Source organism: Salinispora pacifica CNR114 (genome assembly GCF_000514775.1).
Classification (GTDB): Bacteria; Actinomycetota; Actinomycetes; order Mycobacteriales; family Micromonosporaceae; genus Micromonospora; species Micromonospora pacifica.
The window spans coordinates 63,853-79,773 of sequence record NZ_AZWO01000016.1 but is presented as its reverse complement, the minus strand read 5'-3'; the positions used below and the strand labels follow the sequence as shown (position 1 = coordinate 79,773).

2 protein-coding genes are annotated in these 15,921 nt (G+C 72.6%); both read left to right on the top strand.

Translation table 11 applies throughout. The features are described 5' to 3' along the window. Positions 1–152: 152 nt before the first annotated feature. On the top strand, positions 153–15,644 hold the full coding sequence (locus B118_RS0111730; RefSeq protein WP_028192796.1) for a non-ribosomal peptide synthetase: 15,492 nt from the start codon (positions 153–155) through the stop codon (positions 15,642–15,644). Next, a complete protein-coding gene (locus tag B118_RS0111725) occupies positions 15,641–15,850 on the top strand; it encodes an MbtH family protein (RefSeq protein ID WP_018811278.1) in 210 nt (69 codons plus the stop codon). Before B118_RS0111730 ends, B118_RS0111725 begins: the two co-directional genes overlap by 4 nt. The last annotated feature ends 71 nt before the right edge of the window (positions 15,851–15,921 follow it).

The following is a 15,921-nucleotide window of genomic DNA, read 5'->3' as shown; positions in this document are numbered from 1 at the left end:
GTCGAGCAGGCGGAGACGGATCCCGCACACCCCGTGGGATCCGTCTCCGCCGAACCCCGCCCGCCGGGTGAGCACGCCTCCCCCGGCCGGGCGTTCCTCGCCCCCTCTCACAACCATCACTGACACACCACCAGGGAGAGGTCACACGAGCGATGGTCAACGCCGAGTCGGACCGGACGCGGGCTGCCGGTATCCCTGTCACTAGTGGGCAATCCGGCATCTGGCTGGCCCAGCAGATCGAGCCGGACAGCTCGGCGTACACCGTCTCATTCACCGTGCATCTACGCGGGGACGTCGATCTCGACTGTTTGGCGGACGCCATCCGGCAGGTGAGCGAGGAGGCTGACTGCCTCCACGTGCGGATCGGAGACGAGGACGGCCGCCCGCGCCAGTGGCCCCGGCGCTTCCCCGTCGAGGTCCGCACCGTCGACCTGCGCGGTGCGGACGACGCCGAACACATCGCCTGGGAGTGGATGGAGGCCGACCGCCGAGGCGCGCCCGGACTCGATCAGGACGGTCCGCTGTTCGCACACACCCTGATCCGGCTTGAGGACGACCGGCTCCTATGGTGCCAGCGTTACCACCACATGGTCATCGACGGCGTGGGCGTGGCGCTGATCTCCCGTAGGGTCGGCGACATCTACACCGCCGCCGAGCCGGCGGGCGAGGTCGACTGGTCGCTGAGCAGGCTGCTGGACTCCGAGCGGGCCTACCGTGCATCCAAGCAGTACCACGCCGACCGGGACTTCTGGCTCGACCGGTTCGCGGACCGGCCCGAACCGGTCCGCCTCGTCGAGCGCTCCGCATCGCTGATCTCCCGCCGCTTCCGGCACACCACGGAGCTGTCCCAGCAGGACACCGCCCGCCTCCGGAGCACCGCCGCGGATGCCGGTGTCCGCCTGTCCGCGCTCCTGGTGGCGGCCGTCGCCGCCTACACGCACCGGGTCACGGGAGCGAGGGACCTCGTGCTCGGGCTGCCAGTCACCACTCGCCGGGATCCCACGGCCGCGGACGTGCCCGGCATGGTGTCCAACACTCTCCCGCTCCGGCTGAGCGTCCACCCGGGTATGAGCCCGGTCGAGCTCATGGGCCAGGTGAAGGTCCGCATCGGTGAGACCATCACGCACAGCCGCTACCGCGCCGAGGAACTGGCCAAGGACCTCGGCCTGGCCGAGGGCGTGGCTCAACTCGTCGGCCCCACGGTCAACATCCTGCCCGGCACCGACTGGCTCCGGCTCCGCGACCACACCTCCGACCTACACCCGCAGTGGGCAGGACCAGTAAGCGACCTGGCCGTGATTGTCGGCGAATGGCAGCGCGACGCGGTCCGGATCATTTTCGACGTGGACGCCCACATGTGCGACGAGGAGACCCTGGCCGACCACCAGCGCCGCTTCGGCGTCGTCCTCGACGCCTTCGCCGAGGAGTCCGGCAGCCCGCTCGGCCGCATCGATCTGACCGCTGAGTCCGAACGTGAACTGCTGCTCGGCGAGCTCGGTACGGCGCCCCACGAAGCGCCGGAGCTGTCCTGGCCCGCCGCCTTCGAGCGCCAGGTCGGCCTCGCCTCGGACTCCGTTGCCCTCGTGTACGAGGACCGGAAGCTCACCTACGCCGAGCTGAACGCCGCCGCGAACCGCCTCGCCCGGCTACTCGCCGCCCGGGGCGTGGGTGCCGAGGACATCGTGGCCGTAGCCCTGCCGCGCTCCCCGGAACTCGTGGTCTGCCTGCTGGCCGTCATGAAAGCCGGCGCGGCGTACCTGCCGCTCGACGCCGACCACCCGCCGGACCGCATTGCCTACATGCTGGACGACGCGGGCGCCCGGACGGTCGTGACGACGCGGGAGCTGTCCGCCGACCTGCCCACCACTCCCCGCATCGAGCGGGTGTTCCTCGACGAGCCGTCGGTGGCGGCCGAGTGCGCCGCCCTCGACGCCGCCAACCCCAGCGTGCCGGTCGCCCTGGACCAGGCCGCGTATGTCATCTACACGTCGGGCTCGACCGGCCGCCCCAAGGGCGTCGTGCTCTCGCACGACGGTGTCGGTAGCCTGATCGCCACCGCGACCGAGCGGATCGGCATCACCACCGACAGCCGCGTGGTGCAGTTCGCCTCCGTCGGGTTCGACGTGACGGTCTGGGAGCTGATCATGGCGCTGTGCGTGGGCGGACGGATCATTGTCGTCCCCACCGAGCGCCGTGTCGCCAGCCCCGCGCTGACCGACTACATCGCCCGTCACCGTGCCACCCACATGGCCCTGCCGCCGTCGCTGGTCTCCGCGCTGCCGCGGGACTGTGAACTGCCCGACGGCGCCGTGCTGCTGGTCGGCACCGAGGCGGTGCCCAGCGAGCTTATCGCCCGATGGGCCGGGCGGCTCCAGGTCGTCGTCGCCTACGGACTCACCGAGGCGACCGTCAACTCCACATTGTGGATCGCCGAGCAAGACCGGCCCGGACCCGCCCCGATCGGTCGGCCCGACCCCAACACCCGGGTGTACGTGCTCGACTCGGCCCTGCGACCAGTCCCGGTCGGCTCCGAGGGCGAGCTCTACGTCTCCGGCCGCGGACTCGCCCGCGGCTACCTCGGCCGTCCCGGCCTCACCTCGGAGCGCTTCGTCGCCGATCCCTTCGCCGAGCGCCCGGGTACGCGGATGTACCGCACCGGTGACCGGGTGCGCTGGAGCGTCGATGGCAACCTGGAGTTCCTGGGTCGGACGGACGGCCAGATCAAGATCCGTGGGCACCGCATCGAACCCGGCGAGATCGAGAGCGCCTTCATGGCCTGCCCAGGCATCGCCCAAGCCGCAGTCCTGGTCCGCGAGGACCACCGGAAGGTGAAGCGGCTGGTGGCGTACCTCGTGGCCGAGTCCGGCACAGACGCCGAGGCCGCCGTGGCCGAGGCCCGCGCCACGATCGCGGACGTGCTGCCCGACTACATGGTCCCCTCCGCCGTCGTACGGCTGGACGGCCCGCTGCCGCTGACGCCCAACGGCAAGCTCGACTCCCGCGCCCTGCCCGCGCCCCAGTGGACGGTGCTGGGCGGGGACGACGCACCCACCACCCCGGCCGAGTCCACGCTCGCCGGGCTGTTCGCGGACGTGCTCGGCCTGTCGTCGGTGGGCGTGCACGACAGCTTCTTCGAACTGGGCGGCGACAGCATCATCGCGATCCAGCTCGTCAACCGCGCCCGCGAGGCCGGTCTCCCGCTCGCTCCACGCGACGTGTTCCGGCACCGTACCGTCGCCGCCCTGGCCCGTCACGCGGCCGGCGCGGCGGACGCTCCGCACCCGGCCGGCGCCGCACTGCCCGCGCCGTTCTCCCTGGTCGAGCTGACGGACGCCGAGCGCGCCGAGTGCGCCGCCGCCGTGCCGGGATTGGTGGACGCCGTGCCCGCCACCCCTCTCCAGGAGGGCTTCGTCTTCCACGCCACCGTCGATGAGGCGGGTGCCGACGGATACGCCGTACAGAACACCCTCGAACTGGCCGGCGACGTCGACCCCGAGGCGCTGCGGGCCGCCATCCAGGGCCTCCTCGACCGCCACCCGCTGCTGCGCGCCGGCTTCCACCAGCTGGCCGACGGGCGCATCCTCCAGCTCGTCGGAGGGCGCGCCGCCCTGCCCTGGCGCTACGCCGACCTGTCCGACCGAAACCCCGAAGCCCGGCAGGCGGCCGCCGAGGCCATCGCCGGCGAGCAACGGGCCGAGGCCTTTGACCTGGCTGTGCCGCCCCTGCTGCGGGCCGCACTGGTCCGGCACGGGGCCGACCGCTCCCAACTGGTACTAACCCTGCACCACATCGTGGTGGACGGCTGGTCGGTCTCGCTCCTGATGCGCGAGCTGCTGGACGGCTACCGTCCCGGTGCCGAGCCCGTGCGGCCGCGGGACGAGCCGGCGTACCGGGCATACGCCGGCTGGCTCGCCGGACGCGACCGCCTGGCCGCGTTGGACGCGTGGCGCGAGGCGCTGGCCGGCTACGACGGCCCGGCCCGGCTCCCCCTGCGGGCCGCGGACACCGAAGCGCACCGCACCGACACCGTTGCCGTCGACCTGTCCGCCGAGGACACCGCCGCGCTCACCGCGCGGGCCCGGTCGCTCGGGCTGACCCTCGGCAGCGTCGTCCAGGGCGGCTTCGGCCTTCTACTCGGCGATCTGACCGGCACCCGTGACCTCGTCTTCGGCAGCACCGTCTCCGGCCGCCAGGCCCCTGTCGAGGGCGTGGAATCCGTGGTCGGCCTCCTTATCAACACCCTGCCCGCGCGGCTGCGGTGGCGGCCCGAGCAGTCGCTGGCCGACGTGCTCGCGCGGTTCCAGGACGAGCAGGCCGATCTGCTGGAGCACCAGCACGTCGGACTCGCCGAGATCCAGCGTGCCCTCGGCCGCGGTGAGCTGTTCGAGGCGCTGGCCGTCGTGGAGAACCTGCCGGAGGCGGGCGAGCCCGCCGACCCAGCCGGACTGGTGCGGGTGACCGGCTCACACATCCGGGACGCGGTGCACTATCCGCTGGCCCTGACCGTCCTGCCTGGCGAGAAGCTCCAGCTGCGCCTGGACCACGACCCGGCCCGCGTCGCCCCCGCCGCCGCCACCCGGTTCGCCGGCCGGTTGCGGGCGTTGCTCGGCCGGCTCGTCACGGACCCGCTCTGCCCGGTGGCGCGGCTCGCGCTCAATGCTCCCGGCGAGGACCGGGCCGCCCTCGACCAGATGGCCGGTGAGGACCTGCCCCTGCCCGACGACACCGTGCACGGGGCATTCGGCCGGCAGGCCCGCCGGACCCCGGACGCCACCGCCCTGATCCACGAGGACGGGCGGACCACGTACGCCGACCTGGACGCGCGCGCCGAGGCACTGGCCGGCCGACTGGTCGCGCAGGGCGTGACGCCCGGGTCCGTCGTCGCCGTCGCCGTACCCCGATCCGCCGAGGCCCTGGCAGCCCTGCTCGGCGTCCTCAAGGCCGGCGCCGCCTACCTGCCGGTCGACGTCGACCACCCGGCTGACCGGATCCGCTACCTGCTCGAAGACGCCGGGGCGCGGACCGTCGTCGTCACAGCCGCGTCCCAGACCCGGCTGCCCCTCCTCGACGGCGTGACGCACGTTCTCCTCGGTGCGGACCAGCCGGTCCCGGCGCCCGTGGCCATGTCCGTCCACCCGGACGACGCGGCGTACGTGATCTATACCTCCGGGTCCACCGGCCGCCCCAAGGGCGTCGTCGTGTCCCACCGCGCGGCCACCAGCCAGCTCGCCTGGACCGCCGAGCGGTTCGGGTTCGGCCCCGGCGAGCGGGTCCTGCACCAGTACTCGACCAGCTTCGACCCGTCCCTGCTGGAGATCTTCACCCCGCTGCTCACCGGCGGAACCGTGGTGATCGCCCGCCCCGACGGGCACCGCGACCCGGCGTACCTGGTCGACCTGGTCCGCCGCGAGCGGGTCACCAGCATCGACCTGGTGCCCTCACTTTATGGTGCGCTACTCGCTGAGGAAGGCCCGGACGAGTGGTGGGCCACGCTGCGCCGCGCCTTCAGCGGCGGCGAGTCCCTGCCGGCACCGCTTGCCCGGCGCTGGCGGGAGCGCACCGGGGTGCCGCTGTTCAACGTGTACGGCCCCACCGAGGCCACCATCCAGGTGACCAGTTGGGAGGCCGGCTTCCGCACCGAGGACGCCGGCACCATCCCGATCGGACGACCGGTGTCGAACACCCGCCTGTACGTCCTCGACGCCTACCTGCGTCCGATGGCGGCGGGCGAGCCGGGTGAGCTCTACATCGCGGGCGCCCAGCTGGCCCGCGGCTATCTCGGTCGCCCCGGGCTGACCGCGGAGCGCTTCGTCGCCGATCCGTTCGGCGGTCCGGGAGAGCGGATGTACCGCACCGGAGACATGGTTCAGTTCAGTGGAGACGGCGTGCTCACCTACCTTGGGCGCACCGACCACCAGGTCAAGATCAGGGGTAACCGGGTGGAACTCGGGGAAATCGAGGCCCGGCTGCGTGACGAGCCGGCCGTCGGCGACGCGGTCGTCGTGGCACGCGAGGACGAGCGGCGAGTCAAGCAGCTGGTGGCCTACCTGGTACCGGCAGCAGGAGCGCGGGAACTGGACACCGAGGCGGTGCGTGCGGCGCTGACCGGCTCGCTGCCCGCCGCGATGGTGCCCGGCCACTTCGTACGGCTCGACGCGCTACCGCTGACGCCCGGCGGGAAGACCGATCTCGCAGCGCTGCCCGCGCCCGAGGTCCGCAGACGGCCGGCCCGCGACGCCCGCGAGGGTCGCGAGCAGCAGCTCTGCGGCATCTTCGCCGACGTGCTCGGTATCGACGACGTCAACGCCGACGAGGACTTCTTCGTCCTGGGCGGTGACAGCATCCTGTCCATGTCGGTCTCCAGCCGCGCCCGCCGGGCCGGCCTGGCGGTGACTCCGCGCGACATCTTCGCGCACCGCACCCCGGCCGCCCTCGCGGCCGCCCTCAACGGCACACAGGCCACCCTCGCGCCCGTGGCCACGGACTCCGACGGCGTCGGCGACATCACCCTGCTGCCGATCGTCCACCAGCTCCGCGAGGACGGCGGCACGATTGGCCGCTTCAACCTCTCGATGCTGCTCCAGGCACCCGCCGGCGCGGACGCCGGCAAGCTGGCGCAGGTCCTCCAGGCCGTCCTCGACCACCACGACGGGCTGCGCCTCACCCTGGCCCGGATGGACCTGGGTCCGGCCATCCCCGCGCTGTGGTCCGCCCGGACGACCCCCGCCGGATCGGTGGACGCCGCCGAGCTGCTGCGCCGCGTCGACGTGTGCGACCTGACCCAGGCGGGGCTGCGCAAGGCCGTCACCGAGGAATCCGACGCCGCCGCGGACCGGCTCGACCCCGACAGCGGTGTCACGGTGCAGGCCGTGTGGTTCGACGCGGGCGCCGAGCGGCCCGGCCGGCTGCTACTCGTCGTCCACCACCTCGTGATGGACGGAGTGTCCTGGCGGGTGCTCCTCGGCGACCTCGCCACCGCGTGGGAGGCCATCGTCCACGGAGAGCGCCCGGCCCTGGAGCCGGTGCCCACCTCCCTGCGCCGCTTCGCCCGGGAGGTCGCCGAGCAGGCCTCCTCGCCGCAACGGCAGGCCGAACTGCCCCACTGGGCCAAGACCCTGGCCCCCGGCGCCGAGCTCGTCGCCGGAGCCACCCGCACCGGAACCGCGGGTGCGGCCCGGGAGCACGTCGTCACGCTGCCCGCCGACCCGACCCGGGCGCTGCTCACCACCGTGCCCGCGGCCGCCGGCGCCGACGTCACCGAGGTGCTGCTCGCCGCGCTGCGGCTGGCCGTGTCGCGCCACCGCTCGGGCCAGGACGGCGACCTGCTGGTCGACCTGGAACGCCACGGCCGCGATGGGGTCGGCGACGCCGACCTCTCCCGCACCGTGGGCTGGTTCACCAGCCTCCACCCAGTCCGGCTGCCCGCCGCCGAGGACCCCCTCGACGTGCTGAAGCAGGTCAAGGAGTCGGTTCGTTCCGCGCCCGACTCCGGTGCCGGGTACGGCATGCTGCGCTACCTCAACCCGCAGCTCGCCCCGGTGTTCTCCCAGTTGTCCACCGCCCAGGTGCTGTTCAACTACTTCGGCCGGCTGCCCGCCGACCAAGCCGTGGACTGGGCCCCGGCCGTCGAGTCCGATGCGCTGGCTGTCGAGCCGGACGCTGATCTGGCCATGCCGTACCCGCTCCAGGTCAACGTCGTGTGCGCGGAGACCCCGGACGGCCCCGAACTGCGCGCCACCTGGACCTGGCCAGACGGCACCGCACTGACCGAGGACGACGTCCACGCCCTGGGCGAGGCCTGGGCCGACGCCCTGCGTGACCTCGTCGGCCGGACCGCCGCCCCCGGCACCCGCCCCGGCCTCACCCCCTCGGACGTCTCGCTGGTCACCCTCACCCAGGCCGACATCGACCTGGTCGAAGGGGTCAGCCCGGCGCCGGTGGCCGACATCTGGCCGCTGTCGCCGCTCCAGGAGGGGATCTACTTCCACGCCAGCTACGACACGACGGCGCTGGACGTCTACACCGCGCAGGACACCTTCGACTTCGACCGCCGGCTCGACGCCGACCGGCTGCGCGCCGCCTGCGCGACCCTGCTGCGCCGGCACCCCAGCCTGCGCGCGGGCATCGTCAGCGACGGTCTCCCGGAGCCCGCGCAGTTCGTCTGCCCGCCCTCCGAGTTGCCCGCACCGCTCACCGAGATCGACCTGACCGGCCTGCCCGAGACCGAGCGGCGGGCCCGGCTCGCGGCGATCTCCGACGCCGACCGGCACAAGCGGTTCGACCTGGCGGCACCCCCGCTGTTCCGGCTCACCCTGATCCGGCTCACCGACACCACCGACCGCCTGATGCTCAGCCACCACCTGATCGCGTGGGACGGCTGGTCCCAGTCCCTCTTCCTCGACGAGTTCCTGGAGCTGTACGCGGCGTCCGGCGACGACAGCGCCCTGCCCGCCGCCGGCAGCTACCGCGACTACCTGAGCTGGCTCGCCGGCCAGGACTTCGACGCGGCCCTCGAGACCTGGCGTAGCGCCCTCGCGGGATTGGACGAGCCCACCCTCATTGCCCGGGAACGCGGCGACGAGCCGACCATCCCGCACCGCCGCACCCTCAGCCTGGGCCGGCCGCTGAGTGAGCGGTTGCGATCCTCCGCCCGCGAGCACGGCCTGACCATCAACGCGGTGCTGTCCGCCGCATGGGCGCTGGTCCTGTCCGCCACCGTGGGCCGCGACGACGTGGTGTTCGGCGCCACCGTTGCCGGCCGCCCCGCGGACGTAGCCAGGGTCGAGACCACCATCGGCATGTTCCTCAACACCGTGCCCCAGCGGATCACCCTCGATCCGGCCGAGCCAATCGGTGACCTACTGCGTCGCATCCAGGCCGAGCGGGTCACGCTGATGGACCACGAGTACCTGGGCCTCGCCGAACTCCAGCGCGCCGGCGGCCATCCGACTCTCTTCGACACCCTGTATGTCCTGCAGAACTTCGCTGACGAGGGCGCCTTCCGACAGCTGGCGGAGAGCCACGGCATCACCGGCGTGGGTAGCGTGGACGCCACCCACTACCCGATGACGCTGATCGTCAACCCGGCCGAGACGGTCCAGGTCAAACTGGAGTACCGCCCCGACCTGGTGGATGACGAACAGGCAGCGGCCACTCTGGACCGCTTCGGCGCCCTCGTGGAGCGACTGATCGGCGACCTGACCGCCCGCACCGGCACCCTGGACCTGCTGCTGCCCGGCGAGCGCGAGTCCCTCGCCACCGACTGGGCGGGAAGTCAGGAGCCGTTGCCGAACGAGACCGTCGCGGACATGCTGACCGCCCAGGTGGCCCGTACCCCGGACGCCGTCGCCCTGGTCTTCGGCGAGCGCGCCCTCACGTACGCCGAACTGGACGCGCACATCAACCGGATCGCCCGGCTGCTGCTCGCCCGGGGTGCCGGACCGGAGAAGACCGTCGCCCTGGCACTGCCGCGTTCCATCGAGATGGTGGCCGCGCTGTTCGCCGTACTGCGCACGGGAGCGGCGTACCTGCCGCTGGACCTGGACCACCCGGCGGACCGGCTACGGCTGATGATCGCGGACACCGGGCCGCTGTGCCTGCTGTCCACCACCGCCGTGGCCCCGGCCCTGCGCGGCGAGGCCGGCCCGCTCGCCCCGGAAGTACTGCTGGATGACGAGGCCGTGGTGGCCGAGCTGGTCGGGCTCCCGGGTGGCGAGGTCAGCGACGCCGAGCGGCCCGCGTTCGCCCAGGACCGGGTGGACCGCCTTGAGCACCCGGCGTACGTCATCTACACGTCCGGCTCCACCGGCACGCCCAAGGGTGTCGTCACCCCCTACCGGGGCCTGACGAACATGCAGCTCAACCACCAGAAGGAGATTTTCGACCCGGCGATCGCCTCGGCCGGTGGACGGCGACTACGTATCGCGCACACCGTCTCCTTCGCCTTCGACATGTCCTGGGAGGAACTGCTATGGCTCGTCGAGGGCCATGAGGTCCACGTCTGCGACGAGGAGCTCCGCCGCGACGCCGAGGCCCTGGTCGCCTACTGTGACAGCCACCGCATCGACGTGGTCAACGTGACGCCCACCTACGCCCAGTTACTCATCGAGGAGGGCCTCCTCGATCACGACGAGGAGGCCGGGAAGCACCGCCCCGCGCTCGTCCTGCTCGGCGGCGAGGCCGTCTCGGACACGGTGTGGACGAAGCTGCGTCGCACTGACGGCACGTACGGCTACAACCTGTACGGCCCGACCGAGTACACGATCAACACCCTGGGCGGCTCCACCGCCGACAGCGCCACCCCCACGGTCGGCCTGCCCATCCGCAACACCCGCGCCTACGTCCTGGACGCCATGCTGCGACCGGTCCCGCCAGGTTGCCCCGGCGAGCTGTATATCGCGGGCACCGGCCTGGCCCGCGGCTACCACGACCGGCCCGGCCTGAGCGCCGAGCGGTTCGTCGCGGACCCGTTCGGGGCGCCGGGGATGCGGATGTACCGCACCGGAGACCTCGTTCGGCAGCGCCCCGACGGTCTGCTGGACTTCCTCGGCCGCACCGACGACCAGGTGAAGATCCGCGGGTACCGAATCGAACTGGGTGAGATCGCCGCCGCCCTGTCGGCGCACCCCGAGGTGGCGCACGCCGCCGTGATCGTCAGCGAGGCGACCGGCAGCAAACGCCTGGTCGGATACTTCGTACCTGAGGCCGGCGCCGAGGCGGGGGAAGAGCTCCTGCAGCGCCTGCGCGAGCAGGTGAAGGCCGGGTTGCCGGACTACATGGTTCCGGCCGCCTTGGTGCCCGTCGCCACACTCCCGCTGACCGTCAACGGCAAGCTGAACGTTCGTGCGCTGCCCGCCCCCGATTTCGGCGGGACGGGCCCCAGCCGCACCCCGCGCACCCCAGCGGAGGAGACGCTGTGCGCGCTGTTCGCGGAGATTCTCGGCCTGCCCGTGGGCAGCGTCGGCATCGACAGCGACTTCTTCGAGCTGGGCGGCCACTCCCTGTTGGCCACCCGCCTGATCAGCCGCGCCCGCACCGCGCTCGCCGCCGAGCTCGCCATCCGCGACCTGTTCGAGGCGCCCACCGTGGCGGAGCTGGTGGACCGCGTGGCCCGCTCCGGGGGTGCCGCCCAGCCCGCGCTGACCATCGGTGAGCGGCCCGCCGAGCTGCCGCTGTCTCACGCCCAGCAGCGGCTGTGGGTCATCCAGCACATCGAGTGCACCTCCACGGCGTACAACTTCCCGCTGGTCATGCGGCTGCGCGGGGCCCTGGACCTGGACGCCTGGACCGCGGCCCTCGCCGACGTGACGGCCCGTCACGAGGCCCTGCGCACCGTCTTCGCGGAACGCGATGGCCAGGCCTTCCAGCGGGTCCTATCCGCCGAGGAGTCCCAGCCCGCGGTCGAGCACCTGCGGGCCGCCGAGAACGAGGTGCCCGGCCTGGTCGACGCCGCGATCAACCGACCCTTCGACCTCGCCGCCGAACTGCCGCTGCGGGCCACGGTCATCGAGGTGACGCCGGACGAGCACGTCGTTGTGATCCTGCTGCACCACATCACCACCGACGAATGGTCGGACCGGCCATTCCTGCGCGACCTCGGCACGGCCTACGCGTCCCGCCTCGACGGCGGCACCGCCCCCAGCTGGGAGCCGCTGCCGGTCCAGTACGCCGACTACGCGCTGTGGCAGCAGCGGCTACTCGGCGACCCGGCGGATGCGGACAGCCTGGCCGCCCGCCAGCTGGACCACTGGCACTCGGTCCTGGACGGGGCGCCGGAGGAGCTGGAGCTGCCCACCGACCGGCCCCGCCCGGCCCGCCCCGCCTTCACCGGCGCCGAGTTGGACATCGCGTTCGACCCAGACATCCACGAAGGACTCAGGCGGATCGCCCGCGAGACCGGCGCCAGCATGTTCATGGTCGTACACGCGGCCGTCGCCGCCCTGCTGCACCGGCTGGGGGCGGGAACGGACATCCCGCTCGGTTCACCCATCGCGGGCCGCGGCGACGAGGCGCTGGACGACCTGGTCGGCTTCTTCGTCAACACGCTCGTCCTGCGCACCGACCTGAGCGGCGACCCGAGCTTCACCGAGCTGCTGGCCCGGGTCCGCGAGACGGACCTGGCGGCGTTCTCCCACGCGGACGTGCCGTTCGAGTCGGTCGTCGAGAAGCTCAACCCGACCCGGTCACTGTCCCGGAACCCACTGTTCCAGGTGATGGTCGGCTATCACGCCCGCGTCGGCGAGGAGCTGGATCTGGCCGGGCTCGGCGTGGAGCCCGTGCCGTTCCGCATCCGCTCCGCCAAGTTCGACCTGGTCTTCAGCTTCACCGAGCACACGGAGGCCGACGGCAGCGCCGGATCGCTGGTCTGCCGGCTGGAGTTCGCCACCGAGCTCTTCGACCAGGAGACGGCCGAGCGGATCGGGGAACGGCTGCGCACCCTGGTCGCGGCCCTGGTCGCGGCGCCCGGCGAGCCTGTCTCGCAGGCGGAGGTCCTCAACCCCGGCGAGCGTCACCTGGTCCTTGAACGCTTCAACGGCGCTCCCCGCGAGGTCGACGAGGAGACCCTGCCGGCCCTGTTCGCGCGGCGGCTGGCCGAGCGGCCCGACGCGGTCGCCGTCGTGGACCACGCGCGCTCGCTGACGTACGAGCGGCTGGACGCCCGGGCCAACCGGACCGCCCGGCTGCTCGCCGCGCACGGTGTGGGCGCCGAGAGCGTGGTCGGCGTGGCCGTGCCCCGCTCGGCCGACATGATCGCCACGGTGCTGGCCGTGCTCAAGCTGGGCGCCGCGTTCTTGCCGCTCGACCTGGCCCAGCCCGCTGACCGCCTCGCCCACATGATCGAGGACTCGGGGGCGGCGCTGGTCGTCGGCACCGAACCGGTGGCCGGGAAGATCCCCCCGGTGGCGGACGTACCGCTGGTGCTGCTCGACGCGCCGCAGACCGCCACCGAGTTGGAGGCGCTGTCCGAAGCCGCCATCGAGGGCGTGCGGGTAGGCCTGGACCAGGCCGCGTACGTCATCTACACCTCCGGTTCCACCGGCCGGCCCAAGGGCGTCGTCGTCCCGCACGAAGGCATCGCCAGTCTGGTGGCCACCGCCGTTGATCGGATGGGTCTGGAGCCGGACAGCCGGGTCCTGCAGTTCGCCTCGATCGGCTTCGACGTCTTCGTCTTCGAGCTGGCGATGGCCCTGTGCCACGGCGGACGACTCGTCCTCATCACCGACGAGGCGCGGGTCGCCGGCCCCGCGCTCACCGACTTCCTCACCGATCAGCGGATCACCCACATGATCCTGCCGCCGTCGCTGGTGTCGGCGCTGCCGCCGGGCTGCGAGTTGCCCGAGGGCTCCACGGTCCTCGTCGGCACCGAGACGGTGCCGCCGGACCTCTTCGAACGCTTCGGCGCCACGGCCAACCTGATCTGCGCGTACGGGCTCACCGAGGCGACGGTCAACTCCACCCTGTGGGCTGCGCGCGAGTACGGCGGCCGACCGGGCGGCCGGGTTCCCATCGGCCGGCCCGACCCCAACACCCGCTGCTACGTCCTGGACGACCAGCTGCGTCCGGTCCCGCCGGGCGTCGTGGGCGAGCTGTACGTCGCCGGCCGCGGCCTGGCGCTCGGCTACCTCGGCAGGGCGGGGCTCACCTCGGAGCGCTTCGTCGCGGACCCCTTCGGCGCCGCCGGACGCCGCATGTACCGCACCGGCGACCGCGCCCGCTGGCGCGCCGACGGCAACCTCGACTTCCTCGGCCGGGTCGACACGCAGGTGAAGGTGCGCGGCTTCCGCATCGAGCTCGGCGAGATCGAGGCCGCGCTCGCCTCGCACCCGTCGGTCGCCCAGGCCGCCGTACTGCCGGACCGGGACGGCGACATCGTGCGCCTGATCGGATACGCGGTACCGGGGTCGGGGGAACCGGACCCACAGGAGCTGCGCGCCCACGTGGCCGGGCTGGTGCCCGAGTACATGGTCCCGACGCTCGTCGTGGCGCTGGACGGCCCGCTGCCGCTCACGCCCAACGGCAAGCTGGACCGCAAGGCGCTGCCCATGCCCGACTGGTCCACGATGACCGGCGACGCCCGTCCGGCCACCGAGACGCAGGCCCGCCTGGCGGCCCTGTTCTGCGACATCCTCAGACTGGACAACGTCGGCATCCACGACAACTTCTTCGCGCTGGGCGGCCACTCCATGGCCTCGATGCGGCTCCTGGGCCGCATCCGCGCCGAGTGCGGCGTGGAGCTGAGCATCCGCGACGTCTTCGACGCGCTGACGGTGGCCGGTCTGGCCGGCAAGTTGGAAGGCGCGGCAGCCGCGCGTCCGGCACTGCAGCCGACCGAGGACGCGGGCGGCGGCCTCCTGCCGGCCGCACCGGTCCAGCGCTGGCAGTGGGAGTCGCACCGCCGCGCCCCCGGCTTCGACAGTGCCCTGGTCCTGCGCTCCTCTGAGGGCGGCGTGGACGCCGAGGTCCTGGCCACGGCCCTCGCCGACCTGGTCGCCCGGCACGAGCCGCTGCGCACGGCCTTCACCGAGCACGACGGCGGGTTGCTCCAGCTGCCGGTCGAAGGCACAGCCCTCGCCGTCGACCGGTGCGCCGACCTGGACGCCCGACTCGCGGAACTCGCCGCGGCGAACCCGGACCTGGAGCACGATGCCCCGCTGCGGGCCTGCCTGCTGACGGACCCGGCTGGCGCCCAGGCGCTCCTGCTGACCATGCACTACCTCGCGGTGGACGAATGGTCGGTGGTACCGCTGTTCCGCGACCTCACCACGGCGTACGCGGCCCGCGCGATGGGCCGGGCACCCGAGTGGGAGCCGTTGCCGGTGACGTACCGGGACTACACCCGCTGGGCGCATGAGGTGCTGGGCGACCTCGCCGACCCCGACAGCCGGGGCGGGCAGCAGCTCGCGTACTGGCGGCGGACGCTCCACGACGCCCCGCCGGAACTGGCGCTTCCGACGGACGGCCCGCGCCTGTCCGCCGAGGGCGGTGACTACGTGGGCTTCGTCCTGGACGAGCACCTGCACGCGGCCGTGGACGAGCTGGCCCGGGCAACCGGCACCAGCATGTTCATGGTGCTGCACTCGGCCCTGGCGGCCCTGCTCACCGGCCATGGTGCGGGCACCGATCTGCCCATCGGTACGATGGTCGCCGGCCGTGGCGATGACCAGCTGGCCGATCTGGTCGGCTGCTTCCTCAACACCGTGGTGCTTCGGACCGACACGGCCGGCGACCCGGCCTTCACCGAGCTGCTGACCCGGGTGCGGGAGACCACGCTCAACGCGCTGGAACGGCAGGACGTGCCGTTCGATGCGGTCGTCCGGGCCACCGGTCTGCCACCGCAGGGCCCGCAGGTCATGGTGATCCACCACGAGCAGGCGGACCTCGGGCAGCTGGAGGGCGGCATGGGATCCTTCCATGCCGTACCAACCGGCACGGCGCGGACGGAGCTGACCCTCAGCTTCTACGAGCCGCCGGGCGACGGCCCCGTGCACTGTGAACTCAGCTACGCCCACAGCCTGCTCGGCCCGGCCAAGGCCCGGCAGCTTGCCGACGAGCTTCAGACACTGCTGCGCACCGCCGCGGCCGACCCCGAGCAGCCGCTCTCCGAGCTGTTCATCGCAGAGTCCACGAGGAGTGACGACGTATGAGCACCAACCCGTTCGAGGACCCGCAGGGCCGCTTCCTGGTCCTGGTCAACGAAGAGAACCAGCACTCGCTGTGGCCGTCCTTCGCCGAGGTCCCCGCCGGGTGGCGGACCGCCTTCGGTGAGGACACCCGTGCGGCCTGCCTCGCCTATGTCGAGTCCAACTGGACCGACCTGCGCCCAGCGAGCCTGATTGCCCAGCAGGGCTGACAGTCAGAAGGTGAGATGTTCTCCGCCGGGTCTGGCTCACGGGCGGACCGCCGCTGAATGGCGGTCCTGGC

Coding starts and splice junctions, on each gene's coding strand:
- B118_RS0111730 (WP_028192796.1), top strand. CDS start 153: ATGGTCAACGCCGAGTCGGACCGGACGCGGGCTGCCGGTATCCCTGTC.
- B118_RS0111725 (WP_018811278.1), top strand. CDS start 15,641: ATGAGCACCAACCCGTTCGAGGACCCGCAGGGCCGCTTCCTGGTCCTG.